Annotated in this window: 26 protein-coding genes; all 26 read left to right on the forward strand. The window is 30.0% G+C overall.

Annotated elements, in window-relative coordinates:
• Position 1 precedes the first annotated feature (1 nt).
• The 26 genes from ftsW (at position 2) to ACZ41D_RS07555 (ending at position 25,908) form a co-directional block, all read left to right on the forward strand.
• Positions 2 to 1,123, forward strand: a complete 1,122-nt coding sequence (ftsW, locus tag ACZ41D_RS07430; protein ID WP_464150800.1) for a putative lipid II flippase FtsW — start codon at positions 2 to 4, stop codon at positions 1,121 to 1,123.
• Positions 1,124 to 1,127: 4 nt separating this feature from the next.
• Positions 1,128 to 2,237, forward strand: a complete 1,110-nt coding sequence (gene murG / locus ACZ41D_RS07435) for an undecaprenyldiphospho-muramoylpentapeptide beta-N-acetylglucosaminyltransferase (RefSeq protein WP_464150801.1) — start codon at positions 1,128 to 1,130, stop codon at positions 2,235 to 2,237.
• A gap of 116 nt (positions 2,238 to 2,353) precedes the next feature.
• Positions 2,354 to 3,607: a UDP-N-acetylglucosamine 1-carboxyvinyltransferase gene (murA, locus tag ACZ41D_RS07440; RefSeq protein ID WP_464150802.1), complete on the forward strand. Its 1,254-nt coding sequence runs from the start codon at positions 2,354 to 2,356 to the stop codon at positions 3,605 to 3,607.
• Between the two features lie 53 nt (positions 3,608 to 3,660).
• Complete coding sequence (locus tag ACZ41D_RS07445; RefSeq protein ID WP_464150803.1) at positions 3,661 to 4,419, forward strand: cell division protein FtsQ/DivIB; 759 nt, start codon at positions 3,661 to 3,663, stop codon at positions 4,417 to 4,419.
• Between the two features lie 11 nt (positions 4,420 to 4,430).
• Positions 4,431 to 5,165 (forward strand): DUF881 domain-containing protein, encoded by a 735-nt coding sequence (locus tag ACZ41D_RS07450; RefSeq protein ID WP_464150804.1) that lies wholly within the window; start codon positions 4,431 to 4,433, stop codon positions 5,163 to 5,165.
• Between the two features lie 15 nt (positions 5,166 to 5,180).
• Positions 5,181 to 5,909 (forward strand): DUF881 domain-containing protein, encoded by a 729-nt coding sequence (locus ACZ41D_RS07455; protein ID WP_464150805.1) that lies wholly within the window; start codon positions 5,181 to 5,183, stop codon positions 5,907 to 5,909.
• Between the two features lies 1 nt (position 5,910).
• Entirely contained in the window at positions 5,911 to 6,252 is a 342-nt protein-coding gene (locus ACZ41D_RS07460; RefSeq protein ID WP_464150806.1) for a small basic family protein, read from the forward strand.
• 96 nt (positions 6,253 to 6,348) lie between these two features.
• The gene (gene ftsA, locus ACZ41D_RS07465; RefSeq protein ID WP_464150807.1) at positions 6,349 to 7,593 is read left to right on the forward strand and encodes a cell division protein FtsA; all 1,245 of its coding nucleotides are present in this window, start codon (positions 6,349 to 6,351) and stop codon (positions 7,591 to 7,593) included.
• Between the two features lie 26 nt (positions 7,594 to 7,619).
• Positions 7,620 to 8,708 (forward strand): cell division protein FtsZ, encoded by a 1,089-nt coding sequence (gene ftsZ / locus ACZ41D_RS07470; RefSeq protein WP_464150808.1) that lies wholly within the window; start codon positions 7,620 to 7,622, stop codon positions 8,706 to 8,708.
• 144 nt (positions 8,709 to 8,852) lie between these two features.
• Positions 8,853 to 9,743, forward strand: a complete 891-nt coding sequence (gene spoIIGA, locus ACZ41D_RS07475; RefSeq protein ID WP_464150810.1) for a sigma-E processing peptidase SpoIIGA — start codon at positions 8,853 to 8,855, stop codon at positions 9,741 to 9,743.
• Between the two features lie 15 nt (positions 9,744 to 9,758).
• Positions 9,759 to 10,490 (forward strand): RNA polymerase sporulation sigma factor SigE, encoded by a 732-nt coding sequence (sigE, locus tag ACZ41D_RS07480; RefSeq protein ID WP_464150811.1) that lies wholly within the window; start codon positions 9,759 to 9,761, stop codon positions 10,488 to 10,490.
• Positions 10,491 to 10,627: 137 nt separating this feature from the next.
• On the forward strand, positions 10,628 to 11,401 hold the full coding sequence (gene sigG / locus ACZ41D_RS07485) for an RNA polymerase sporulation sigma factor SigG (protein WP_464150812.1): 774 nt from the start codon (positions 10,628 to 10,630) through the stop codon (positions 11,399 to 11,401).
• Positions 11,402 to 11,504: 103 nt separating this feature from the next.
• A complete protein-coding gene (locus ACZ41D_RS07490; protein WP_464150813.1) occupies positions 11,505 to 11,747 on the forward strand; it encodes a YlmC/YmxH family sporulation protein in 243 nt (80 codons plus the stop codon).
• 86 nt (positions 11,748 to 11,833) lie between these two features.
• Complete coding sequence (gene nrdR, locus ACZ41D_RS07495; protein ID WP_464150814.1) at positions 11,834 to 12,292, forward strand: transcriptional regulator NrdR; 459 nt, start codon at positions 11,834 to 11,836, stop codon at positions 12,290 to 12,292.
• Positions 12,293 to 12,362: 70 nt separating this feature from the next.
• A complete protein-coding gene (locus tag ACZ41D_RS07500; RefSeq protein WP_464150815.1) occupies positions 12,363 to 13,052 on the forward strand; it encodes a response regulator in 690 nt (229 codons plus the stop codon).
• An 11-nt stretch (positions 13,053 to 13,063) separates the two neighbouring features.
• Entirely contained in the window at positions 13,064 to 14,833 is a 1,770-nt protein-coding gene (pnpS, locus tag ACZ41D_RS07505) for a two-component system histidine kinase PnpS (RefSeq protein WP_464150816.1), read from the forward strand.
• The gene (locus ACZ41D_RS07510; RefSeq protein WP_464150817.1) at positions 14,830 to 16,314 is read left to right on the forward strand and encodes a sigma-54 interaction domain-containing protein; all 1,485 of its coding nucleotides are present in this window, start codon (positions 14,830 to 14,832) and stop codon (positions 16,312 to 16,314) included. The genes pnpS and ACZ41D_RS07510 overlap by 4 nt, the downstream gene beginning before the upstream one ends.
• 273 nt (positions 16,315 to 16,587) lie before the next feature.
• A complete protein-coding gene (gene ord / locus ACZ41D_RS07515) occupies positions 16,588 to 17,634 on the forward strand; it encodes a 2,4-diaminopentanoate dehydrogenase (RefSeq protein ID WP_464150818.1) in 1,047 nt (348 codons plus the stop codon).
• A 74-nt stretch (positions 17,635 to 17,708) separates the two neighbouring features.
• Complete coding sequence (ortA, locus tag ACZ41D_RS07520; RefSeq protein WP_464150819.1) at positions 17,709 to 18,020, forward strand: 2-amino-4-oxopentanoate thiolase subunit OrtA; 312 nt, start codon at positions 17,709 to 17,711, stop codon at positions 18,018 to 18,020.
• Positions 18,013 to 19,431: a 2-amino-4-oxopentanoate thiolase subunit OrtB gene (gene ortB, locus ACZ41D_RS07525; protein ID WP_464150820.1), complete on the forward strand. Its 1,419-nt coding sequence runs from the start codon at positions 18,013 to 18,015 to the stop codon at positions 19,429 to 19,431. The genes ortA and ortB overlap by 8 nt, the downstream gene beginning before the upstream one ends.
• Before the next feature lie 17 nt (positions 19,432 to 19,448).
• Entirely contained in the window at positions 19,449 to 19,814 is a 366-nt protein-coding gene (locus tag ACZ41D_RS07530) for an ornithine aminomutase subunit alpha (protein ID WP_464150821.1), read from the forward strand.
• Entirely contained in the window at positions 19,814 to 22,030 is a 2,217-nt protein-coding gene (gene oraE, locus ACZ41D_RS07535) for a D-ornithine 4,5-aminomutase subunit OraE (protein ID WP_464150822.1), read from the forward strand. The genes ACZ41D_RS07530 and oraE overlap by 1 nt, the downstream gene beginning before the upstream one ends.
• A complete protein-coding gene (locus ACZ41D_RS07540; protein ID WP_464150823.1) occupies positions 22,020 to 23,390 on the forward strand; it encodes a GlmL-related ornithine degradation protein in 1,371 nt (456 codons plus the stop codon). Before oraE ends, ACZ41D_RS07540 begins: the two co-directional genes overlap by 11 nt.
• A 43-nt stretch (positions 23,391 to 23,433) precedes the next feature.
• On the forward strand, positions 23,434 to 24,507 hold the full coding sequence (gene orr / locus ACZ41D_RS07545) for an ornithine racemase Orr (protein WP_464150824.1): 1,074 nt from the start codon (positions 23,434 to 23,436) through the stop codon (positions 24,505 to 24,507).
• Positions 24,508 to 24,860: 353 nt separating this feature from the next.
• Positions 24,861 to 25,682: an adenosylmethionine decarboxylase gene (gene speD / locus ACZ41D_RS07550; protein ID WP_464150825.1), complete on the forward strand. Its 822-nt coding sequence runs from the start codon at positions 24,861 to 24,863 to the stop codon at positions 25,680 to 25,682.
• Positions 25,683 to 25,791: 109 nt separating this feature from the next.
• A complete protein-coding gene (locus ACZ41D_RS07555) occupies positions 25,792 to 25,908 on the forward strand; it encodes a hypothetical protein (protein WP_464150826.1) in 117 nt (38 codons plus the stop codon).
• Positions 25,909 to 25,931 lie beyond the last annotated feature (23 nt).

Below are 25,931 nucleotides of genomic sequence, written 5' to 3' on the forward strand. Positions count from 1 at the left end.
GATGACCAACAAAAAGGCAAGTGATTTTACTTTAATGATAGCTACAATACTACTTGTTTTTATCGGAATAATAATGGTATTTAGTTCAAGTTGGCCTGATGCAATATATAAGGTTAAGGATGGGTATTATTTTTTAAGAAAACAATTAATAGCAAGTTTAATAGGATTAGCAGCTATGTTGTTCTTCATGAACTTTGACTATAAGAATCTTTATAAGTTATCAAGAGTAGTTTTTTTATTTTCTATTATGTCTGGGATGCTAATATTTACACCACTTGGCGAGGAGTTTAATGGTGCGAGAAGGTGGATTAATTTAGGATTTACTACATTTATGCCATCAGATATCATTAAACTCGGTTCAATAATATATCTTGCAGCTTTTTTAAGTAAGATTAGCGATGAAATAAAAAATTTCAGAAAAGGACTTATTCCTTCGTTAATTATAATAGGTATTTCATGCGGTTTGATTTTACTGCAAAAAGATTTCAGCACAAGTGTTACCTTAGGAGTTACATTAGCGGCAATTTTGTTTATTGCAGGCATAAAAATTTCTCATATTATACTATTATCATTACTAAGTCTTGGAGGAGTAGGGTTAGTAATTTATCAGGCTTATACAAATGAAGAATACAGGTATAGAATAGATCGAATTATATCTTTTTTAGATCCTTTTAAATATAAAGATGGTATAGGATGGCAAGCTGTACAATCATTATATGCTTTAGGTTCTGGGGGATTATTTGGACTAGGGCTTGGTAAAAGCATACAAAAGTATTTTTATATTCCTGAACCATATAATGATTTTATATTTGCAATTATAGGAGAAGAATTAGGATTTCTAGGATGTGCAACTGTTATAATATTATTTTTAGTAATCATTTGGCGTGGTATTCGTATAGCTTTAAATATAAATGATCAATTTGGATGTTTTTTAGCTTCTGGAATTATTGCTTTAATTACTGTTCAAGCAGTTATGCATATAGGAGTAGTTACTTCTTCAATACCACCAACAGGGATACCTTTACCATTTGTTAGTTATGGAGGTACATCATTAATTATTTACATGGCTTCAATAGGAATACTACTAAATATATCTAGAAATACTAACTTAGATAGGAGCTGAAAAAATGAAATTTTTAATAACAGGCGGAGGGACTGGAGGACATATTTATCCTGCTTTAGCTATAGCATATAAAGTTAAAGAAAAATACGAAAATGCAGATATTCTATATGTTGGGACTAAAAATGGTATGGAATCAGAACTAGTACCTAAGGAAGGATTTGAGTTTAGAACAATAAGAGTTAGAGGATTTTCAAGAAATTTTTCAATAGAAACACTAAAATCCATGAAAGAATTGCTTCTTGGCTTGAATGATGCACGCAAAATAATAAATTCATTTAAGCCTGATATAGTTATTGGAACTGGAGGATATGTATGTGGACCAGTAGTTTTAATTGCTGCGTTAAAAAAAATTCCGACAATTATTCACGAACAAAATGCTTTACCAGGAATAACAAATAAAATACTTTCTAGATTTGTTGACAAAGTAGCAGCTAGTTTTGAAGTGAGCAAGAAATATTTCAAATATCCTGAAAAAATAACTATTACTGGTAATCCTATAAGAAACGATATCTTAACCATAGATAAAAATTTAGCTTATATAGAACTTAAAATTGATAAAAATAAAAAGTTTATTTTATCTTTTGGTGGAAGTGGAGGTCAAAAGAGTCTAAATGACGCTATGATGGATGTTATAATAAATAATTTATACAACAATAATATACAGATAATTCATGTGACAGGGAAGCGATTTTTTGATAGCTTTATTCATCAACTAAAAGATAAAGGTATTTCTTTAAATATGAATAAAAATATTCGAGTTGTACCATATTTATTCGATATGCCTAAATATTTAAATATTGCTGACCTCGTAATTACTAGTGCAGGAGCTATCACAATAGCTGAAATAACCGCATTAGGAAAGCCAAGTATTTTAATACCTAAGGCTTACACTGCTGAAAATCATCAAGAGTATAATGCTAGGGCATTAGAAAATAAAGGAGCAAGTATAGTTATTACAGAAAAAGAATTAGAAGGAGAAAAGCTAAATAAAATGATAATAGATCTATTAAATGATGAATCAAAACTATTTAAAATGTCAAAACAAAGTAAAAAATTGGGAATAACAAATTCGTCAGATAGGATTTTAAAACTAATAGAAGATTATATTAATTAGCATTCAAAATATTAACTTCTTATGATACTATTACTTAAGTAACACCTTTTTAGAATATGCATATTATATTTATATATTGTTTTACATACTTAAAGGCATATTCTGGAGGTGAAGTAATGGGAAAATATATTATTGAAGGAGGAAAAAGATTAGTTGGAGAGGTATCCATAGTTGGAGCTAAAAATGCTGTTCTCCCAGTTTTAGCAGCTACCATTCTTAATGGTGGTTGTAGTACGATATTTAATGCACCTAATCTAAGAGATGTTGAAACAATGGAAAAAATATTAAAATCCATAGGGTGCAAGGTTAAAAGAATGAATAATATTATATTTGTAGATTCTAGTAAGCTAGACAAAATAAGAATTCCAGAAGAATTAGTACGAGAAATGCGTTCATCTATTATTTTAATGGGCGCAATGTTGTCTAGATGTGGAGAAGTAGAAGTATCATATCCAGGTGGTTGTGAAATTGGACCAAGACCTATAGATTTGCATTTAAAAGCACTTAGAGAGATGGGGGCAGATATAGAAGAATCTCATGGATTTTTGTATTGCAAGGCTAAAAAACTTAGAGGCTGTGATATACAGCTTGACTATCCAAGTGTGGGAGCAACAGAAAATATAATGCTAGCAGCAGTTAAAGCAAAAGGAACAACAATAATAAGAAATGCAGCTAGAGAGCCGGAAATAGTAGACCTTCAAAATTATTTGAACTCATGTGGTGCTAATATTTGTGGGGCAGGAACAAGTGTGATAAGAATAGATGGAGTAAGTAAATTAAATAACACAGAGCATACAATAATACCTGATAGAATAGTTGCAGGAACTTATATGACTGCAGCTGCAATAACAGGAGGAGAAATTATACTGAAGAATATTGAGGTAGATCATATTCAATCGATTATAGCTAAATTGAGAGAAGCTGGAGCTATGATATATAATAATTGTACAACACTAAAGATTATTGGAAATAATCATGTTAATCCAATAGAAAAAATACAGACATTGCCTTATCCTGGATTTCCTACTGATATGCAACCGCAAATTATGTCTTTAATGACTATAGCCAAAGGTACAAGTATTATATCTGAAACAGTTTTTGAAAATAGGTTTAAACATGCAGAGGAACTAATAAGAATGGGGGCTAATATTAAGGTTATTGGGAGAGTTGCTGTTATTAAGGGCGTAGATAAATTATCTGGTGCAAATGTTACTGCTGCTGATTTAAGAGGTGGTGCTAGTTTAGTTTTAGCAGGTATAGCAGCGAATGGAATTACTGTAATTGATAACATATATCATATTGAACGAGGCTATGATAGATTGGATAAAGACTTAACTGAATTAGGAGCGAGTATAAAGAAGGTACAATAGCAGCTTTTTGCTGCTCTGTATAATGTGTACAAGCTGCTTAGGAGGGTTAACTAATGATACGGCAAACGTCAATAGAAACTAAAGTTAAAAAAAAGAAAATAGGACTTATACTCATCATATTACTTTTTATATTTATTGTTTTTTTTATACTACTTACGAAGACTGAGATTTTTAATATAAAAACTGTTCAAATAGAAGGTAATCAAGAACTTGACAGTGAAAAAATTTTTATGGCTTCAGGTATTGCATTAAAAGAAAATATATTTAAAATAAATTTAAAGGCTGTAAGAGAAAATTTATTATTGCATCCTTATATAAAGGATGCAAAGGTTTATAGGAAAATACCTGATAAAATATTAATAAAAATTGAAGAAAGGAGTGCATTTCTTGCCATATCATATATTGGTTCCTATTTATATATAGATAATGAAGGATATATCATTAATATGTTATCTAGTAAGAATGACGGTATACCATCTATAGAGGGCTTGAGTATAAAAGAAGCTAGTATAGGGAAGAGGTTAATTTTAAATGACGATGGAATAAATTTATCTCTTTTATTAAAATTTGCAAACGAATGTAAAAATATAGATTTATTTGATAAAATTGATGTTATAGACATTTCGGATAATCGAGTGAATATCTATCTTAAAAATAGAGGGATAGTTGCGTTTGGTAGTCTAAATAATGTAGAATATAAATTGAGCTTTCTTTATGAAATATTAAATAAATTGAATCAAAATAATATAAACTTTAAGTTAATTGATCTAGATAAGGCTGAAGATGCCATTGTAGTAACTGAGGATAATTAGGAGGATTATAAATGAAAGATATAAAAAGTAAGTTATCGATATTAGTAGTATGTGTGTTTCTAGGACTTATACTTGCTATTCAATTTAAAACTGTTAATGAAACAGTTGGGTTTGGTGTTATACCAAATCAAAGAGCTCAGCAACTTGCAGTTGAGTTGAAAAAATTGCAAGAAGAAAGAGACAATCTACAACGTGAGCTTGATAATTTAGAAAGTAAAGTAAAACAATATGAAGAAGGTGAAGCTGAAAAAAATGTATATGTAGAGAATTTATATAAAGATTTGCAAAAATATAAAATGATTGCTGGATATGAAGCTGTAGAAGGTCCTGGTATCATATTAGAGATAGATGATCCACCAATGGAAGTTCAATTTGGTGATGATACGAGTACAATATTATCAAATTATGACCTGTTATTGCAAGTAATAAGCGTATTAAATGCTGCTGATGCAGAAGCTATATCTATAAATGACCAAAGATATACGAGTTACACAGAAATAGAGCCAGCTGGAAGTCATATAGAAATAAATGGTGTATCATTAGGCCCCCCTTTTATTATTAAAGCGATAGGCAAGCCAGATACTTTAGAATTTGCTTTAAGAATTAAAGGTGGAATAATATGGTATATGGAACGTAGTTTAAATTTAAGCATACAAATAAAGCAGCAGCAGAAGATAGAAATACCGAAATACAGAAAAATAAAAGAGTTTAGATATGCAAATCCAATTAATAATCCATCTAATTGATGTTAGGAGGATATTATGAAAAGTAAAGCAGTTGGAAATATATTAATTATGTTAATGTCTATAGTACTGGGTTTGTTTTTATCTACGCAGTTTAAGCTGAACATTGAACAATATGATTTAGTATCTTTAAAATCAATACAGGAAATGAAAAATGATGTAAATAATAAGAGAAAAGAAATAGAGGAATTAAAATTTCTCATAGATAAAAAAGAAAAAGAATTGGAAAATCTAGAAAATGTTATAAATAATGAAGGGGACATTGTTTCTGTATTAGAAGAACAATTAGAAGATATTAAATTAACTGCAGGTTTCACTGATGTAGAGGGACCTGGAATAATTATTAAGATGAGTGACAATGCAGATGATGAAATAGTAAGTGGGGATGTAAATTATGATATTATACATGATATGGATATTTTAAATATTATCAATGACTTAAAGATAGCTGGTGCAGAAGCTATAAGTATAAATGGACAAAGATTATTATCTAATTCAGAGATTAAGTGTGGTGGTCCAATTATTAGAATAAATGAGAAGAGTATAGCTACACCTTTCTATATAAAAGCAATTGGAGACCCTAAATTATTGTATGCAGCAATAAATGCTCCACAAACTTATGGAGATACATTAAAAAATGTTTATAAGATCAATATTGAAACAACAATGAAATATAATATATATATCCCTAGGTATTGGGGAGATGTAACATTTAAATATGCAAATATTAAAGAAGAAGGTGAATAATGTGATTTTAGCGATTATCGGAATTATTATTGGAGTGGCAATAGGTTTTTTCTTACCTATAACATATAACCCTACCTATTCACTATATATTTCTGTTGCAATTCTTGCATGCCTTGATTCAGTGTTTGGAGGTGTAAGAGCTAATTTAGAGAAGAAGTTTAATCCAGAAATCTTTATTTCTGGCTTTTTTGGGAATGCAATATTAGCTGCTTTTTTAGCATATATAGGTGATAGGTTAGGAGTACCTCTTTATTATGCAGCTATATTTGCTTTTGGAGGTAGATTGTTTCAAAACTTTGCAATAATCAGAAGACATTTATTTAGCAAGAAAAATATGCAATAGAAAATTTTATTATTTTATATAAAAAAGGAAATTATAAACATTTATTGAAATTATATATACTTTGTTTGTAATTAATAGCCGGAGGGGGCAAATGTCATGAGCAATATCGTAGCTTCTATAGATATTGGCACTTCAAAAGTTTGTATTGCGATTGGGGAAATAAATAATGGTAGGCTTCAAATTATTGGGTTAGGGAAGAGTAGCTGTGAAGGAGTAAGAAAAGGAGTAGTTGTTGATATTGAATCGACTTCTAAAGCTATTTTAAATGCAGTTGAGCAAGCTGAGAACATGGCAGATATTAAGATAGATAGTGTATATGCAAACATCCCTGGAGGCTATTGTAATATAATTAATAATAAAGGAATTATTGCAGTATCAGGAGATAATAGAGAAATTAATATAGATGATGTTAAAAGAGTTTTAAATTCTGCTTCTATTATTTCGATACCACAAGATCAACAGATTATTGATATAATTCCTAAGCAATATATTATTGATGGATATGATGAAATTAAAGATCCAGTTGGTATGGTAGGTGTTAGGTTGGAAGCAGAAGTAGATATTGTTACCGGATCTAAAACTACAGTAATGAATTTAATTAAAACAATTAACAACGCTGGTTTAGAAGTTTTAGGTATTATTATGGAGCCTATTGCTGAAGCTGAAAGTGTTTTAACTAGAGATGAAAAAGAATTAGGAACATTGCTCATTGATATTGGTGCTGGAACGACTGATTTTTCCCTGTTTAAAAATGGACATTTAGTATCTTCAGATTTAATTCCTGTTGCTGGTAATCATATTACTAATGATATTTCCATAGGTTTTAGAATAACTTATGATGAAAGTGAAGAAGTTAAAAAGAAATTTGCTACAGCTTACAGACCATTAGCAAGTGATAGTAAGTCAATTGAAGTAAGAGCAATTGGAACAAATAAAAAAATAAGGGTTACTGAAACACAAGTAGCTGAAATAGTTGAGCCAAGGCTTAAAGAAATATTTGAGATTATTGATAAAACTTTGGTAGATAATAATTTGAAAGATCAAATTTTAGCAGGGATTGTTTTAACTGGGGGTGGAGCAAGCTATATTAATGGCTTTAAAGAGCTTGGAAGTATGGTATTTGGATTGCCGATAAGATTAGGACAACCTAGTGAAATCGGTGTAAAAGAACCTATTTATTCAACTGTAGTTGGATTGATAAATTATTCGTTAAAAAGGAAATTTGATTATTATATAGAATATAATAATTTGAGGAGTAAAAAAGGAACTAGTAAGACTAGAAGTAAAAATAATAGAAATATAAAAAATTTTATAAAGAAAATATGGAATGAGTATTTCTAATATTGATGAAGTAAGGAGGGTATGAGTTGTTTGATTTTGATGTTGATATGGAACAGTTTGCACATATAAAAGTAGTAGGTGTTGGCGGTGGAGGAAATAATGCAGTTAATAGAATGATCGATGGCGAAGTAAAGGGTATTGATTTTATTGCAATAAATACTGATAAACAAGCTTTACATTCCTCAAAAGCTGAAACAAAACTTCAAATTGGTGAAAAACTTACAAAAGGATTAGGTGCTGGAGCTAATCCGGAAATTGGGATGAAAGCTGCAGAGGAGAGCAGAAATATTATTTTAGAAGCTATTCAGGGTGCAGATATGATTTTTATTACAGCAGGTATGGGTGGAGGGACTGGTACTGGTGCAGCACCTATAGTTGCTGAAATTGCAAAAGAGCTTGGAATTTTAACAGTTGGTGTTGTAACAAAGCCTTTTATGTTTGAAGGTAGGAAAAGAATGTTACATGCTGAAAAGGGAATAGAAGAATTAAAAAGCAGAGTAGATACATTAATTACAATTCCAAATGATAGATTACTCCAAGTGGTGGAAAAAAAGACGACCATAGTGGAGGCTTTTAGAGTAGCTGATGAAGTACTAAGGCAGGGTATACAAGGAATATCAGATTTGATTGCTGTACCTGCACTTATAAATTTAGATTTTGCTGATGTAAAGACTATTATGGTTAATCAAGGTCTTGCTCATATGGGTATTGGGTTAGCTAGCGGAGACAATAGGGCTACAGAAGCAGCAAAGCAAGCAATACAAAGTCCTTTACTTGAAACTTCAATTGAAGGTGCAAAGGCTGTTTTACTAAATATTACTGGGGGTGCTAATTTAGGACTTTTTGAAGTAAATGAAGCAGCTGACCTTATAAGACAATCTGTTGATGATGATGCTAACATTATTTTTGGTGCAGGAATTGATGAAAATCTTAAAGATGAAATAAAAATAACTGTTATTGCTACTGGATTTGAAAGTAATAAAGGCTTTCAAGAAGTTGCATCAAGCAAGGATGAACATTTACATAAAAATGTAGATGAAAAATCAAAAGTTATCTCAAAAGAATTTGATGATGATCTTGATATACCAACATTTTTAAGAAGAAGAAATAAATAAAAGTCGTTTTCTTTAGAAAACGACTTTTTTTATTTCACTAAATGACAAAAAATTCAATAGTTGTAAGTTATAATATACATAAATTAAATAATAGCTGAATATGAAATAAATAGGGACATATATACTTATGAAGGAGGAAAAAAATTGTACATCTACGCTGAATATTTAATCATGGAGAACATGGTAATAAATTATACTATTCTTTACATGACTGGAAAATTGACAAAAAATAATATATCAAGAATAAGATTAATAATTTCTTCCATGATTGGTGCTCTATATACATTAGTAGTTTTTTATCCTTCTTTAAGATTTATGACAAAATTTACTGTAAAGATATGCGTCTCTATATTAATGATAATAATTGCTTTTAATCCTGAAAAATTAAAAAAATTTATTAAATTATTTTCATCATTTTATATAATCTCTTTTGTTTTTGCTGGAGCAGCATTAGCATTTTTTTATTTTTATGATTTAGAAGCCTATTTAGGTAACGGAATATTCTATATAACTGAATTTCCTGCAAAATTGCTTATAATTGCTGTTATATTTTCTTGGATATTATTGAAGTTTACAATTGGCTTTATTCAGAAAAGAATGAACAAAGAAAAAAATTTTATTCCAGTTTCAATTGAATTGAATAATAAGTATGTGGATATTATTGCATTAGTAGATACAGGAAATTCACTTCAAGATCCTATTACTCATGTCCCCGTAATTGTTGTTCAATTTTCAGCTATTAAAGATATTTTACCATTAGAAGTACAAAATATATTTTTAAAGTATAAGGAAAATAATTTAGAAATTGTTGCAGCAGTAATGTCTAAATCGTCTGAAAAAATTAAATTTAGAGTAATACCATTTAAATCTTTAGGAAACGAAAATGGAATGTTATTAGGTTTTAAACCTGATAAAGTTATTGTTAAAGGAGATGAAGTTAAATTAATTAGTGACATAGTTATTGGAGTGTATAATAATAGGTTATCAAATGACAACGAGTATGTTGCGTTATTACATCCAGAAATTTTAAACTAGAAGGAAGGGAATAAATTGGTTAATTATATTAAAAAATTGTTGATTTTCAATAAAATGTACTTTGTAAAGTTACTTATGAAACTTAAGCTTATAAAAGAAGACGAAATATTTTATATTGGAGGAAATGAAGTTTTGCCTCCTCCTTTAGAACCTGAGGAAGAAAATTATTTAATCTCAAAATTGAAAAGTGATGAATCAATTAGGACTATTCTCATAGAAAGAAATTTAAGGTTAGTAGTTTATATCGCTAGAAAATTTGAAAACACAGGGATTGGAGTAGAAGATTTAATTTCTATAGGTACAATAGGATTAATAAAAGCTGTAAATACATTTAATCCTGATAGAAGTATAAAGTTAGCTACTTATGCATCAAAATGTATTGAAAACGAGATATTGATGTATTTAAGAAGAAACAGTAAAATCAAATCTGAAATATCTTTTGATGAGCCATTAAATGTTGATTGGGATGGAAATGAACTATTATTATCAGATATACTAGGTACAGAGGGAGATATTATTTTTAAATACTTAGAGGAAGAAGTAGATAAAGATTTACTAAAACAGGCTATTCGTAAACTTTCACGAAGAGAAAAAAGAATAGTAGAATTGAGATTTGGACTAAGAAGCGGTGAAGAAAAAACCCAAAAAGAGGTTGCTGATATGCTAGGAATATCCCAATCATATATTTCTAGATTAGAAAAAAGAATAATTAAAAGATTAAAAAGAGAAATAAATAGAATGATTTGATGGGCTACCGATATTTGGTAGCTATTTTATTTAAATTACTTAATCTATTTACTTTAATTATTGAATAAAAAATCGGATAAAGGTAATAATTTAAACTGAAAAGGGGCAAAACATCATGAAAGGAATGAATAATAAATATGCATGTAAATAAAGTAGAAATATGTGGCGTAAATACTTCTAAGCTTCCAGTACTTACTAATGAAGAGATGAGAAAACTATTTGATAGAATACATGCAGGAGATTTAACAGCGAGAGAAGAATTTATAAAAGGAAATTTAAGACTTGTTTTAAGTGTTATTCAGCGTTTTAATAAAAGAGGGGAAAATGTTGATGATTTGTTCCAAGTAGGGTGCATAGGCTTAATAAAAGCAATAGATAATTTTGATTTGAGCCAAAATGTGAAATTTTCTACTTATGCAGTTCCAATGATTATTGGAGAAATAAGAAGATATTTAAGGGATAATAATTCTATTAGAGTAAGTAGATCATTACGTGATATTGCATATAAAGCATTACAAGTTAGAGACCAGTTGATAAATAAAAATTCTAAAGAACCTACTATTTCAGAAATTGCAAAAGAACTGGGATTGCCAAAAGAAGAAGTGGTTTTTGCCTTAGATTCTATACAAGATCCAATATCATTATTTGAGCCAATTTATCATGATAGCGGTGATGCTATATACGTGATGGATCAAGTAAAAGATGAAAAAAGTGAAGATGAAACGTGGCTTGAGGGTATAGTATTAAGAGAAGCATTAAGAAAACTTAATGAACGTGAGAAGCTTATATTAAATCTTAGATTTTATGAAGGAAAAACACAGATGGAAGTAGCTGAGGAAATTGGAATATCCCAAGCTCAAGTTTCAAGATTAGAAAAAACCGCGCTAAAACATATGAGAAAATTGATTTGATATTGCGTTTAAAATAGTAATAATATTATACAAGTATAATATATATTAATATAGGCTGGATTATAATTCAGCCTATATTAGAATTATTTAGAAGGTGATATATATGATAGTAGTTTCAGAATTGAGAGAAAAAGAAGTAATTAACGTTAGAGATGGAACAAAACTTGGATTTATTGATGATATTGATGTAGACTTAGAAGCTGGAGAGGTTAAAGGAGTTATAATATCTGGCACTAATAGAATTTTTAGATTGTTTGGCAAGAATGATGATATAATAATAAAATGGAAGGATATTATTAGGATAGGCATAGATACAATACTAGTAGATATTAATGACGAAAATTAATGAATTTTTATAGCTTTTTAATATTAGACTTTTATAATAAAATATAATATAATTTATTTAAACGTTGATAAAGAAGAGGTGTACAGATGAAATGTCCATATTGTAATTATTTTGAAACTAAAGTTATTGATTCAAGACCTACTGATGAAGGACAAGCAATAAGGAGAAGAAGAGAGTGTGTAAAATGTAATAGGAGATTTACTACGTATGAAAAAATTGAAGAAATTCCTTTAATGGTTATTAAAAAAGATGGGAACAGGCAGACATTCAATAGAAATAAAATGCTAAATGGTATAATTAAGGCATGTGAAAAAAGGCCTGTTTCAGTTGAACAAATTGAAAATATTGTTGATGAAATTGAGAAAAGTTTATATAATTCTATGCAGAAGGAAGTAACGTCGAAACGTATTGGAGAAATGATAATGAATAAATTAAAAACTTTAGATGAAGTTTCATATGTTAGATTTGCATCAGTTTACAGACAATTCAAAGATATCAATACATTTATGGATGAACTAAAAAAGCTCCTTGACGAAAAAAAATAGGACTCAAATTTGAGTCCTATTTTAGTAGTTGTATATAACAATAATTTAACAACAAAAGGAGGATAATTTGATGAGTTATAGAAATATTCTTGTTGTTGATGATGAAGAACATATAGTAGAATTAATCAAGTACAATTTAGAAAACAACGGATATACTGTTATTACTGCATATGACGGTAAAGCAGCTTTAGATAAGGTGTCAAACAATGAAATAGATTTAATTATTCTTGATATAATGCTTCCTGAAATTGATGGTATAGATGTATGTAAGATTTTAAAAAAGGATAAGAATACTGAAAACATACCTATAATAATGCTTACTGCGAAAAGTGAGGAAACTGATAAAGTTTTAGGTTTGGAAATTGGGGCTGATGATTATATTACGAAACCATTTAGTGTTAGAGAGTTACTTGCAAGAATTAAAGCTGTTTTAAGAAGGAGCAAAGATGATAAAAATACAAATAATATAATTAAAATAGGTGATATAACAATAGATATTGAAAAGCATGAAGTTACCAAGAATGGTATAAAAATTGATTTAACATTAAAAGAATTTGAGTTATTAAGAATTTTAGCAGAAAATAGAGGCAAGGTTTTATCAAGAAGTTTATTATTAGATGAGGTTTGGGGGTATGATTATTTTGGAGAAACAAGAACAGTAGATGTTCATATAAGACATTTAAGAAAAAAAATAGAAAATATTGATAATAAATCAAAATATATTGAAACTATTAGAGGAATAGGATACAAAATGAAGTAGAGGAGAGATATATGAGAAAAAAAATATACTTTATTTTTGTTACTTTAATATTAATTGGAGTAGTTACAACTGGTGTATTTTCATTGAATTTTTTAAAAATTAATTATCTAGACAATATGGAATATAATTTATTAACTAATTCAAAGCTAATAGCAGAGTTTTTTTATGAACAAGATAACTTAACTAATATCGATTATGACGATCTAGCAGTTAAGTTTTCAAATAAGATAAATTTTAGAATTACTTTTATAGCTAAAGATGGAACAGTGTTAGGAGATTCTCAGATAAGCTCTGATGCACTCGAAAATCATAAAAATAGACCTGAAGTTTTAAAAGCACTTTCTGGTGAAATTGGGGTATATAAACGTTACAGTAATTCATTAAATCAAAATATGTTATATGTAGCAATTCCTTTTAAAAAATTTGAATCTAATTTAGCTGTAATTAGGCTTTCAGTTTCTTTGAATAAAATAACTAATTTAAATTTGACATTTATTAACTACATAATTATTGCAATTATTGCAGGACTATTGGTGGCATTAGTACTTGGATATAGATATGTTAAAAATGTTACTAATCCTATAATTCAACTAAATACAGCAACTAAAAAGATTACTAATGGTAATTATGGGCAAAAAGTTCACTTTAAAAGTGATGATGAACTTGGTGAGCTTGCAGAAAATTTTAATCAGATGAGTTTGAAGCTTAATGACACTATAGAAAAGTTACAAGAAAGCAATACGAAACTTCGAGCTATTCTTACTAGCATGACTAATGGAGTTATTGCTTTAGATAATAATAAAAGAGTCATTCTGGTAAATCCATCAGCAGAAAAGATGTTTGGCATTAAGGAAAAAGATATAGTAGGAAAACCAATCCTAGAAGTGATAAAAAAAAGTGTTTTTGATGATATAGTACAAGATGTACTTAGAAATAATGACAAGATGAAATATGAAGTTGAGATATTTGAGCCTGTACATAAAATATTAAATATTTATTCGAATCCGATAAGATTATATAATAATCCTATTAGAATACTTGGTATTGTCACAATTATAGAAGATATAACAGAAATAAGAAAGCTAGAGAGAATGCGTAAAGATTTTGTTGCAAATGTTTCTCATGAGTTAAAGACGCCTCTAACGTCAATCAAGGGCTTTGTAGAAACATTACAAGACGGAGCTATAGAAAATATAACTATTAGAGATAAATTTTTAAATATAATTTCTTTAGAGGTAAATAGACTTACTTCTTTAGTAGAAGATTTAATGCTTTTGTCTGAAATAGAAGGAAATAAAAGTATGATTAATAACAAAATTGATATAAATAAATCAATTAATGAAGTAATAGAAATGCTTGAAGAAGTAGCAAATCGAAAAGAAATAAAGTTAAAATATAATTCAAAGGAAAAATTGCCTTATTTGATAGGAAATAACGGTTGGTTTAAACAAATGTTGATAAACGTTATTGATAATGCTATAAAATACACACCAACAGGTGGAAATGTTATAGTAAGTGATGCTTATAAAAACGGTAATATTGAAATAAAAATTAAAGATACAGGAATAGGCATAGAGAAAAAACATTTATCAAGAATATTTGAAAGGTTTTATAGGGTAGATAAGGCTAGATCTAGACAGATTGGTGGCACTGGATTAGGTTTAGCTATAGTAAAACATATCGCATTAATATTTAATGGGAAGATTGAAGTAACAAGTGAAATAAATAAAGGAACAGAATTTACTTTAACTTTTCCTGTAAAATTAAATGAAAATATATGATTGATGAAATTACTTTTTTGGTAAGTTATTTAAGCGTTATTTTAGTTAAAGTATCATATAAAATTAAAGGTGATCATATGAAAAACAATGATTTAATGAAAACTATATTGCAAAATATTTTGCAGTATGCTGATATTGGGATACATGTTATTGATAAGAATGGAAAAAATATTTTGTATAATGATGTTATGGCTAAATTAGAAGGATTAGAGAAACATACTGTTATAAATAAGCAACTACTAGATATTTTTCCGACTCTTAATGAGGATACTAGTACGCTTTTAAACGTATTAAAAACAGGTAGACCAATTATAAATAAAGCTCAAACATATCTAAATTATAAAGGACAAAAAATAACAACAGTAAATACAACAATACCTTTAATTGATAATGGTGAAAAATTAGGAGCTTTAGAAATAGCTAAAAATGTGACGCAAATCAAAGAATTATCAGAAAAATTAATTGATTTAAAGAACGAATTAAGCAAAGGACAGGAGTCTATTAATAATTATATAAAAAAGCATTATACTTTTAAGGATATAATAGGAACTAACAATAAAATAAGGAAAGCCATAGAAATTGCAAGAAGAGCATCTAACTCTTCTTCTAATGTTTTAATATATGGTGAAACTGGTACTGGAAAGGAACTTTTTGCTCAGAGTATTCATTTTGAAGGAATTAGGAAAAACAAACCTTTTATTGCACAAAATTGTGCTGCTATACCAGAAAGTCTACTAGAAGGAATTTTATTTGGTACTGAAAAAGGAGGTTTTACAGGAGCTAAAGATAGACCAGGATTATTTGAACAGGCTAATGGTGGGACATTATTATTAGATGAGATTAATTCAATGGGCTTATCCTTACAGGCTAAACTTTTAAGGGTATTACAAGAAGAATACATTAGACGTGTAGGAGGAATTAAAGATATACCAGTCGATGTAAGAATAATTGCTACTACAAATGAAGACCCTTATGAAGCTGTTGAGCGTGGGAGATTAAGAAAGGATTTGTTTTACAGATTAAATGTTATATATATACATTTGCCTTTATTAAAAGAGAGGAAAGATGATTTTTTCTTGCTTGTTGATTACTTCATAAAAAAATATAATGAGAAATTAAAAAAAGACGTATGGATGTTGTCAGATGATGTTATGAAAAAATTTAAAGAATATGATTGGCCTGGGAATGTCAGAGAACTTGAAAATGTAATTGAAGCTGCTATGAATTATATACTACCAGAAGAACATGTTTTAACTATGCAACATTTTCCTTCTCATATTTGCCATTTTTCAAATAAAGTTAAGATTTATAAAGAAATTAATATGGAAAAATCTTTACCAGAGGTATTGTCAACTGTCGAAAAAAAATTAATAGTGAAAGCATTAAAAGAAGAAAACAATAATATAACTAGAACTGCAAAAAAATTAGGTATAAAAAGACAAGCATTGCAATATAAGCTTAGAAAATATGATATATTTTGATGTGATGCAAAAATTATTGCAAAGCTACTGCAAATTAATTTGCAGTAGCTTTTTAATATCTAACATAATCATAATATGGTAAATTAAATAATTATTTTGTAGTTAGAATTAAAAGACTTAATAAGTAAAGCATATTTTGCAATTTCATTAAATACTTAAAGAAAAAAGATTGTTGTAATTACGAGAATTTATAAATTGGCAAAGTATTTGCATAACATTAATTTAAAATATAATTATTTATCTAAATATTTTTAAATTATTGGAGGTGCTTTTATGGAAAACGTAAAGGTTATTATTTGGGGATTAGGTGCTATGGGATCAGGAATGGCTGAAATGCTTCTTAAGAAAAAAGGTGTAGAAATAGTTGGTGTAGTAGGAAGAGGTAAAAAGTTAGGTAAAAGTATGTATGACTATTTAAGTGTAGATAGAGGAGATAGACCTGATGTAATAATAAAATCTAGAGATGAAGTAATCACAGAAAAGGCTGCAGATGTTGTATTGCTATGTACTGATTCATTTACAAGAAATGCTTTTGATAAAATCAAATTCTGCTTAGAGAAAAAAATTAATGTTATTTCAAGTGCTGAAGAGATGGCTTATCCTATGGCAAATGAGCCTGAATTATCTAAAGAGCTAGATAGAATTGCTAAGGAAAACGGTGTTAGTGTATTAGGAACCGGGATTAATCCAGGTCTTATCATGGATCTATTAGTTGTATGCTTAACAGGAGCATGTATAGATGTTGAACATATACTTGCAAGAAGAGTTAATAGTTTATCACCATTTGGTCCTGCAGTAATGGAAGAGCAAGGTATAGGACTTACAGTAGAAGAATTTGAAAAACGTAAAAAAGAAGGGAAATTGGCTGGACATGTTGGTTTTAGAGAATCAATAAACATGATTGCTGATGCAATTGGTTGGAAGTTAAGCGATGAAATAAAGCAAACTATGGAACCTATAGTTTCAAATGTATATAGAAAATCAAAATATGCTGAAGTTCAACCAGGTAATGTAGCTGGATGTGCTATGAAAGGTTATGGATATGTAGATGGAGAACTTAAAATTGAAATGGACCATCCACAACAAATAGAACCTGAGCTTGAGGGTACAAATACAGGTGATTATGTAATAATTAAAGGCACACCAAATATAAATGTTTCAAATATTCCAGAAATCCCTGGAGGGATTGGAACAATAGCAATGTGTGTAAATATGATTCCACATGTAATAAATGCAAGACCAGGATTAAAAACTATGATTGATTTACCAGTACCAAGGGCAATAATGGGTGATATGAGAGATTTAATTGAAAGAGATTAAATAAGTTTTAGATATTATAATAGAGAATTGTGTAATTACAAGGATTTATGTAGTTAGTAAGGAGGGGAAATACAATGAAAGCTAAAAAAGGTGATTGGGTGAGAATTTACAATGTAGTTTTAACTCCAGAACAAAGGGCACCTCAGGTTCCAGATGATACAAAAAAAGTTCCTTTAGAGATGTGGGACAAAGGATTTCTAATTAATGAAGAAGCAAATATTGGCGATGAAGTTGAAATTGAAACTTATATTGGAAGAAGAATTAAGGGGAAACTTGTCGAAATCAACCCTTATTACACACATAGTTTTGGACAATGTGTGCCTGAATTATTATATATAGGCAGACAATTAAGGGGTATTTTGGAAGGCGGTGAAGTAGATGAATAGGGATCTGAGTTATAAAGCTGTAATGGACAGAAAAGGCGAGATAATGAAGAAAGCAGTGGGAATAGATTACGAAAAATTTGAAACAAATGGGATATCATTTGATTACGAAAAAATGATGGAAGAAACTGGATATACAATCGATGAAATTCAAAAAATCCAAGCAGAAACAGGTGTAGGTAAAACGCCAATTTATGAGCTTAAAAATTTGACGGCCTTAGCAAGAAAACTTGCCCCAAAGGGTAAGGGTGCAAGGATATTTATTAAGGATGAGGCTGCAAACCCATCGGGAAGCTTTAAAGCAAGAAGAGCAGCCACTAGTGTCTATCATGCTAAAAAATTAGGTTATAAAGGAGTCATTGCTGCAACAAGCGGTAACTATGGTGCTGCTGTAGCTAGCCAAGCCGCAATGAAAGGGCTTAAGTGTATCATTGTACAGGAATGTTATGATTCTAGAGGTAAGGGACAACCAGAAATAATTGAAAAAGCAAGAAAGTGCGAAGCATACGGTGCTGAAGTAGTTCAATTAACTGTTGGGCCAGAACTCTTTTATAGTTTTTTGAGATTACTGGAAGAAACAGGATATTTCAATGCTTCTTTATATACTCCTTTCGGAATAGCAGGAGTTGAAACTTTGGGGTATGAATTATCGATGCAATTTAGGGAAAGAGAAGGACGTGACCCAGATGTAGTAGTGGCTACAAATGCTGGCGGCGGAAATTTAACTGGAACTGCAAGAGGATTATTGAAAGCAGGTGCAAAAAATACACAAGTAGTAGGTGCAAGTGTAAATTTGAAGGGACTTCATATGGCTAGTGACTATCAATTTAATAGAAAATCTTTTACTACAGGTCATACTGGATTTGGCATTCCTTTTGCCACTTGGCCGGATAGATCAGATGTTCCAAGGTCAGCAGCTAGACCTTTGAGATATATGGATAGATATGTAACAGTAAATCAAGGAGAAGTATTTTATATCACAGAAGCTTTAGCTCAATTGGAAGGTCTTGAAAGAGGTCCGGCTGGAAATACATCTTTAACTGCAGCGTTTTCAATAGCACAGGAATTAGATGAAGATAAAATTATAGTAGTTCAAGAAACAGAGTACACTGGAGCTGGTAAACATATTCAACCTCAATTATCATTTGCTAAGGAAAATGGTATAAAAGTAATAATAGGCGATCCGAGAGAAGAAATACCCGGAACTAATATCATACTTCCAAAGCATCCAAGTCTCATTAAATCAGTTGATATTGATTTGAAAAAAATTAAGGAGTCATATATTAAAAATTGTATTAAAAATACCGGTTTAAATGAAATTTCACATGAAGACTTAGAATTTTTAGCAATTGAAACTAAATCAGATGATAATTTTGTTAAGAAAGTATTAGATGAATTAGGAGTTAAATACTAACAAGGGGAGGGATATATTTGAAAAGAAATGATGATTTTCAAGAAAGGAGAAAACATTTAGCTAACTTGACCGAAGAAGAACTTGAAGCAAGATTTTGGGAGTTAGCTGAGAAAATTGTGGATCCAATGATTGAACTTGCATATAAGAATACTTCTCCTTCTATTGAAAGGTCAGTACTTTTGAGAATGGGATTTTCAAGTATTGAAGCTAAAGCAATAGTAGAAGGAGCTATTGATAGAGGATTATTAGGTAAGGGGGCAGGTCATATAGTGTATAAGTTGGCCAAAAATAAAGGAATGGAAATAAGGGAAGCAGGATTACAACTTGTTAACGGACAGATGTGGGATGAAGTTGAAAACCTGTTTAAAGGTGGTGATAAATAATGGAATTGAAAAAAAATGAGAAGCTTAATATTGAGAATATTTTAAAGGATTTAGATAAATACAGGCCAAGGAGAAGAGGATGGACTTGGCGAGAAGGAAGAAATGAAAAAAGAATTATTGGAGAATTTGAGTATTATGATACTTCTAAACCATTAAAACAAAGTCAACCGCTTCCTGCAGGGCATTATTTCGATGATATTGATCCACAGCCTGATTCAGTTATTACTACTGAAATTGCCTCTGGGAGATTTGAAGATGATATTAGAAGAATGAGAATGGCCGCATATCATGGAGCTGACCATTTGATGGTAATAAGAACTGCTGGTCAAAGTCATTTTGACGGTCTAATAGAAGGAACTCCACAAGGAATAGGGGGTATACCAATAACGAGAAAGCAAGTTAGAGCTCAAAGAAAAGCTTTAGATTTAATAGAAGATGAAGTAGGTAGACCAATAAACTATCATTCCTATGTAAGTGGAGTTGCAGGTCCAGAAATAGCAGTTATGTTTGCTGAAGAAGGCGTAAATGGTGCACATCAAGACCCACAATATAATGTATTATATCGAAATATTAATATGATTAGGTCTTTTGTCGATGCTGCAGTTGCCAAGAAAGTAATGGCCTGGGCTAATATGGCACAGATAGATGGTGCTCATAATGCAAATGCAACTGCTGTAAAAGCATGGAAAGTTATGCCTGAGCTAATGGTCCAACACGCTATAAACTGTATGTTTTCAGTTAAGGTAGGAATGAAAAAAGAAAATATATGTCTTTCTACAGTTCCACCAACAGCTCCACCTGCTCCTTGTATAAGGATTGATTTACCTTATGCTGTTGCTTTGAGAGAATTGTTTAAAGATTATAAGATGAGAGCTCAACAAAACACAAAATATATGGGTTCATCAACTAGGGAAGCTACTGTAACTCATACCCTTAATTTGCTTATTTCAAAACTTACAAGAGCAGACATACAGTCAACTATTACACCAGATGAAGGAAGAAATGTTCCATGGCACATATACAATATTGAGGGGACGGATACAGCTAAACAGGCTTTAATAGGAATGGACGGATTAAAGGAAATGGTTCAATTAAGAAGAAATGAAGGAGAGCTGGCTGAAAAGGTAAGAGAGTTGAAAGAAAGAGCAGTACTATTTATGGAAGAAATCCTTGAAGTCGGTGGATATTTTAAGGCTGTCGAAGAAGGATTTTTCGTTGATTCTGGTTATTATCCTGAAAGAAATGGAGATGGAATAGCAAGAAAAATAAACGGAGGAGTTGGTGCTGGGACAGTAGTTGAAAGAGATGAAGATTATATGGCACCTGTAACAGCACATTTTGGGTATAATAATATAGCTCAATATGACAAGAATGCTGTAGATAATCCTGCTTCTCTAATAGGTGGATGTACTTTTGAAAATCCTGATAAAATAATTTTCATTGATGAACTTGATGAAGAAGACAATGTAAATAAAAGGCTTGAAGAAACTAAAGAACTTAGACAAACAACTAAAATTAAACCAGAGATGGAATGGCAAGGAGATGGAATTGTTTTAATCACAATGTTTTTACCTACAGATGAAAGGACAGCTGAATTTGCTGCAATAGAATTCGGCAAGAAGATGAACTTAGAAGATGTAGAAGTAATACACAAAGAAATCATGCACCCATCAGAAGGAACTAGAATTGAGTTAAAAGGAAGAGTACCTTTTACCATAGATACTAAAGATTTAGTTATTCCACCTAAGCCAGAAGTAATGACTGATGAAGAAATTAAGGCAGAAATAAAGGCTCATCCTATGAAAATAGTAGCAGCTACAGTTGGAGAAGATGAGCATTCAGTTGGCTTAAGAGAAATAATAGATATTAAACATGGTGGAATTGAAAAATATGGTATAGAATGTCATTATTTAGGTACATCGGTTCCTGTAGAAAAATTAGTTGATGCTGCTATAGAGTTAAATGCAGATGCGATTCTTGCTTCTACGATAATTAGCCATGATGATATTCACTACAAGAATATGAAGAGAATACACGAACTTTGTATAGAAAAAGGTATAAGAGATAAAGTAATGATTTTAGCAGGTGGTACTCAAGTTTCAAATGAGTTAGCAGTTGCAAATGGAGTAGATGCTGGATTTGGCAGAGGAACTAAAGGAGCACATGTAGCAACTTTCTTAGTAAAGAAAAGAAAGGAAATGAATAATGAAAATTGATGTATTGGTTGTTGAAATTGGTAGTACAACTACAGTTATGAATGCTTTTGACGGAGTTTCAAGTGGTTCCCCTGTCTTTATTGGACAGGGGCAAGCTCCTACTTCTGTTTCAAAAGGAGACGTAAATATTGGAATAAATGAAGCTTTAGAAGATCTAAAATCTAAATTAAATATAAAACAACTAGAGTATGATGAGATGTTAGCTACAAGCAGTGCTGCAGGTGGACTTAGGATGACGGTACATGGACTGGTTTATGATATGACTGTAAAAGCTGCTAAAGAAGCTGCATTAGGTGCAGGAGCAAACATTCATCAAATAACTTCAGGAAAGTTAAGAAAAACAGACATAAGAAGAATTCAAGAAATACGTCCCAATATTATACTTATAGCTGGAGGAGTTGACCATGGAGAAAGAGATACTGCTTTATATAATGCAGAACTTATAGCAGAGCTTAATTTAGGTGTACCAGTTATATATGCTGGTAATGTAGACAATCAAGATGAAATAAAGGAAATTTTTAGTCAAAGTAAATCTGAATTATATGTAGTGGAAAATGTTTATCCCAAAATAGACCAATTAAACATAGAACCTACCAGAAAAGTAATACATGATGTTTTTGAAGAACATATAATTTATGCTCCAGGAATGACGAAGGTTAGAAATATGATAAAAGGACATATAATACCTACACCAGGAGCTGTTATGCTTGCTTCTAAACTATTATATGAGTATATAGGAGACTTAGTTACTATAGATGTAGGTGGAGCAACAACTGATATACACTCTGTAACAGAAGGCAGCGAAGAAATAAGCAGAATTTTAATTAATCCTGAACCTATGGCTAAAAGAACTGTAGAAGGAGATCTAGGAGTATATATAAATATGAAGAATATTATAGATTTAGTTGGACTAGAAAAACTAGGTGAAAGATTAAAAATAAATTCTAAAAAATTAATGGAATTAATTAATGATATTAAACCAATACCCATATCAGATATGGAAAAAAGATTTGTAGAGGAATTAACTTCTATTGCTGTTACAACAGCAATCAAAAGACATGCAGGTAAATTTAGACATTTATATGGTCCAGAAGGTAAAAAAACTGTGGCAGAAGGAAAAGATTTAACAAAGGTAAAATATATTATTGGTACTGGAGGTGCATTAACAAGGCTTCCAAATAGAATAAATATCATGAAAGATATTCCTTTAAGTAATAATGGAAATGAACTGCTTCCTGGCAAGGAGGCAGAGGTATTAGTAGATAATGATTATATTATGTCGTCTTTAGGAGTGTTATCAATAAAATATCCTGAAGCAGCTATTCAATTATTGAAGAAAAGTTTAAAAATAGACGATTAGTCCAACTTATAGTTGGACTATATTTATATGGGAGGGATGATAAATGATAAAGTATCCTTTAGTAGAAATTAATCTTAATAAAATAGAACATAATACAAGAGAGCTTGTGAAATATTGTAACAAATATAATATTAAAGTAGCTGCTGTTACTAAGGTTTTTTGTGCTGAAAAACAAATAGTTGAATCAATAGTAAAAGGCGGAGTTTCATTACTTGCTGATTCTAGGATTGAAAATATTATGAACATGAAAAAATTTAAGTTACCTAAGTTGTTGCTAAGATTACCAATGATAAGTCAAGTTGAAGAAGTAGTGGAGTATGCGGATATATCGTTAAATTCTCATATTGAAACTATTAAATGTTTATCAGAAGTAGCAATAAAGAAAGGTAAAGTGCATAAAGTTATTTTAATGATCGATTTAGGCGATTTGAGGGAAGGTATATTTAATAATGAAGAAATTATTTATACAGTTGATGAGATTTTAAAGCTGAAAGGTGTTGAATTAATTGGGCTTGGAACTAATCTAACATGCTATGGTGGTGTCATTCCTACAGAAGAAAACCTTGGAAAGCTAGTAAATATTAAAAAAGATATAGAAAATAGAAATAATATCAAACTTGAAATCATTTCTGGTGGTAATTCTAGCAGCTTGTATTTAGTTGGAAAAAGAGAAATACCAAAAGAAATCAATCAATTAAGATTAGGCGAATCTATTGTTTTGGGTAGAGAAACTGCTTATGGAAATAGAATTAATAGGACATATGATGATTGTTTTATATTATCAACTGAAATTATTGAAATTAGAGATAAACCATCTGTTCCAATTGGTGAAATAGGTATGGATGCATTTGGAAATAAACCTTCCTTTGATGATAGAGGAATAAGAAGAAGAGCAATTTGTGCCATAGGAAAACAAGATATTGATATTAATGACCTTATACCAATTGATAAAAAGATTGATATACTTGGAGCTAGTAGTGATCATCTAATCCTAGATGTTACTGAAAGTGGTAAGAGTTATAGGATAGGAGATATAATTCATTTTAAACTTACTTATGGAGGAATATTAAGGACTATGACTTCTAAATATGTTCAGAAAGAATATGTTTGTAAGTAATATAGATTTTCGATAAAAAGATGTTTAGTAAAAAAGTGCAAAAAGTTATTTATATATTTAAAAATGGTTCTTTGTCAATAGTTGAGGTGATATTTTCTTAAATCCTTTTCCGAAAGACATTTTTTAATATCTTTCTTAAACTCTGGTATTCCAGAGTTTTCTGCATTTTGAATCCACTTAGCTAATTCTTTACAAGTTTTATCAAATTTCTTTGAAAACAAGCAGTTTATAGCTTATTTTATTATTTGCTCAAATTATGAGTTGAAATGTATAAAAATCAAGTATTGAAATTATAGAAAAAATATGTTAGTAATAAATTGATTATTTTATAAGGAAAGGTAGTGGTGTTAGGGTTGGAAGAAAAGATGACCTTATATGGATTTAACAATCTTACAAAATCTCTTAGCTTTAATATTTATGATGTATGCTATGCAGAAACTCAAAAAGAGAAAGAAGATTATATAGAATATATAGATGAGCAGTACAATTCTCAAAGGCTCACTGAAATTTTATGTGAAGTAACAGATATAATTGGAGCTCATATCCTTAACATTTCAAAGCAAGATTATGAACCCCAGGGTGCATCTGTAAATGTATTAATAGCAGAAGAGCCCTTAATGCCAGAACAAGTGGATGAAAGCTGTAATCAGGGTAATTTAGCAAATATATATAATATAAAACCGGATACTATCCATGCCCATTTGGATAAGAGCCATGTTACCGTTCATACGTTTCCAGAACATCACCCTGATAATGCAATTTCTACCTTTCGTGTAGATATTGATGTATCAACATGCGGCAGAATTTCTCCTCTTAATTCTTTGAATTTCCTAATAGACAGTTTTGACTCGGATATTATTACTATTGATTATCGGGTTAGAGGATTTACAAGGGATATTCATGGAAAAAAATATTTTATAGATCATGATATAAAATCCATTCAGGATTATATAGATGATAAGACTTTAAAAGAATATGATGCAGTTGATATAAATGTATATCAGTCCAATACTTTTCATACAAAAATGCTTATAAAGGAAATTGATCTGCAGAATTACCTTTTCAATAAAGATGTATATGATCTTTCTTCTAAGAAAAGGTTGGAGATAGTAGATAGGCTCCGCAAAGAAATGATTGAAATTTTTAGCGGTAAGAATATATACAGAGGTAATTAGAATTGAATCAGAGAGAAATACCCATATATGAAGTTTTAGTAAAACATAGGAGAGTAAGGATAGTTCATTTTATTATACCATGTTACAAAGATGAAAGAGAGGATTTGTAATGGCATATCCTTCAGGTATTCCTGTTTTAGTGCCTGGAGAACGAATAACTGGAGAGATAATATATTATATTATAGTAAGGAAAAAGGAAGCCTGCTTATGGTTACTGAGGATATGAGTGTTGAAAATATAAAAGTAATG

This window comes from Brassicibacter thermophilus, assembly GCF_055378355.1.

Excerpts from the sequence above, each read along its gene's own strand:
- ftsW (WP_464150800.1), top strand. The coding sequence starts at position 2 with ATGACCAACAAAAAGGCAAGTGATTTTACTTTAATGATAGCTACAATA.
- murG (WP_464150801.1), top strand. The coding sequence starts at position 1,128 with ATGAAATTTTTAATAACAGGCGGAGGGACTGGAGGACATATTTATCCT.
- murA (WP_464150802.1), top strand. The coding sequence starts at position 2,354 with ATGGGAAAATATATTATTGAAGGAGGAAAAAGATTAGTTGGAGAGGTA.
- ACZ41D_RS07445 (WP_464150803.1), top strand. The coding sequence starts at position 3,661 with ATGATACGGCAAACGTCAATAGAAACTAAAGTTAAAAAAAAGAAAATA.
- ACZ41D_RS07450 (WP_464150804.1), top strand. The coding sequence starts at position 4,431 with ATGAAAGATATAAAAAGTAAGTTATCGATATTAGTAGTATGTGTGTTT.
- ACZ41D_RS07455 (WP_464150805.1), top strand. The coding sequence starts at position 5,181 with ATGAAAAGTAAAGCAGTTGGAAATATATTAATTATGTTAATGTCTATA.
- ftsA (WP_464150807.1), top strand. The coding sequence starts at position 6,349 with ATGAGCAATATCGTAGCTTCTATAGATATTGGCACTTCAAAAGTTTGT.
- sigG (WP_464150812.1), top strand. The coding sequence starts at position 10,628 with ATGCATGTAAATAAAGTAGAAATATGTGGCGTAAATACTTCTAAGCTT.
- ACZ41D_RS07490 (WP_464150813.1), top strand. The coding sequence starts at position 11,505 with ATGATAGTAGTTTCAGAATTGAGAGAAAAAGAAGTAATTAACGTTAGA.
- nrdR (WP_464150814.1), top strand. The coding sequence starts at position 11,834 with ATGAAATGTCCATATTGTAATTATTTTGAAACTAAAGTTATTGATTCA.
- ACZ41D_RS07500 (WP_464150815.1), top strand. The coding sequence starts at position 12,363 with ATGAGTTATAGAAATATTCTTGTTGTTGATGATGAAGAACATATAGTA.
- pnpS (WP_464150816.1), top strand. The coding sequence starts at position 13,064 with ATGAGAAAAAAAATATACTTTATTTTTGTTACTTTAATATTAATTGGA.
- ACZ41D_RS07510 (WP_464150817.1), top strand. The coding sequence starts at position 14,830 with ATGATTGATGAAATTACTTTTTTGGTAAGTTATTTAAGCGTTATTTTA.
- ord (WP_464150818.1), top strand. The coding sequence starts at position 16,588 with ATGGAAAACGTAAAGGTTATTATTTGGGGATTAGGTGCTATGGGATCA.
- ortA (WP_464150819.1), top strand. The coding sequence starts at position 17,709 with ATGAAAGCTAAAAAAGGTGATTGGGTGAGAATTTACAATGTAGTTTTA.
- ortB (WP_464150820.1), top strand. The coding sequence starts at position 18,013 with ATGAATAGGGATCTGAGTTATAAAGCTGTAATGGACAGAAAAGGCGAG.
- oraE (WP_464150822.1), top strand. The coding sequence starts at position 19,814 with ATGGAATTGAAAAAAAATGAGAAGCTTAATATTGAGAATATTTTAAAG.
- ACZ41D_RS07540 (WP_464150823.1), top strand. The coding sequence starts at position 22,020 with ATGAAAATTGATGTATTGGTTGTTGAAATTGGTAGTACAACTACAGTT.
- orr (WP_464150824.1), top strand. The coding sequence starts at position 23,434 with ATGATAAAGTATCCTTTAGTAGAAATTAATCTTAATAAAATAGAACAT.
- ACZ41D_RS07555 (WP_464150826.1), top strand. The coding sequence starts at position 25,792 with ATGGCATATCCTTCAGGTATTCCTGTTTTAGTGCCTGGAGAACGAATA.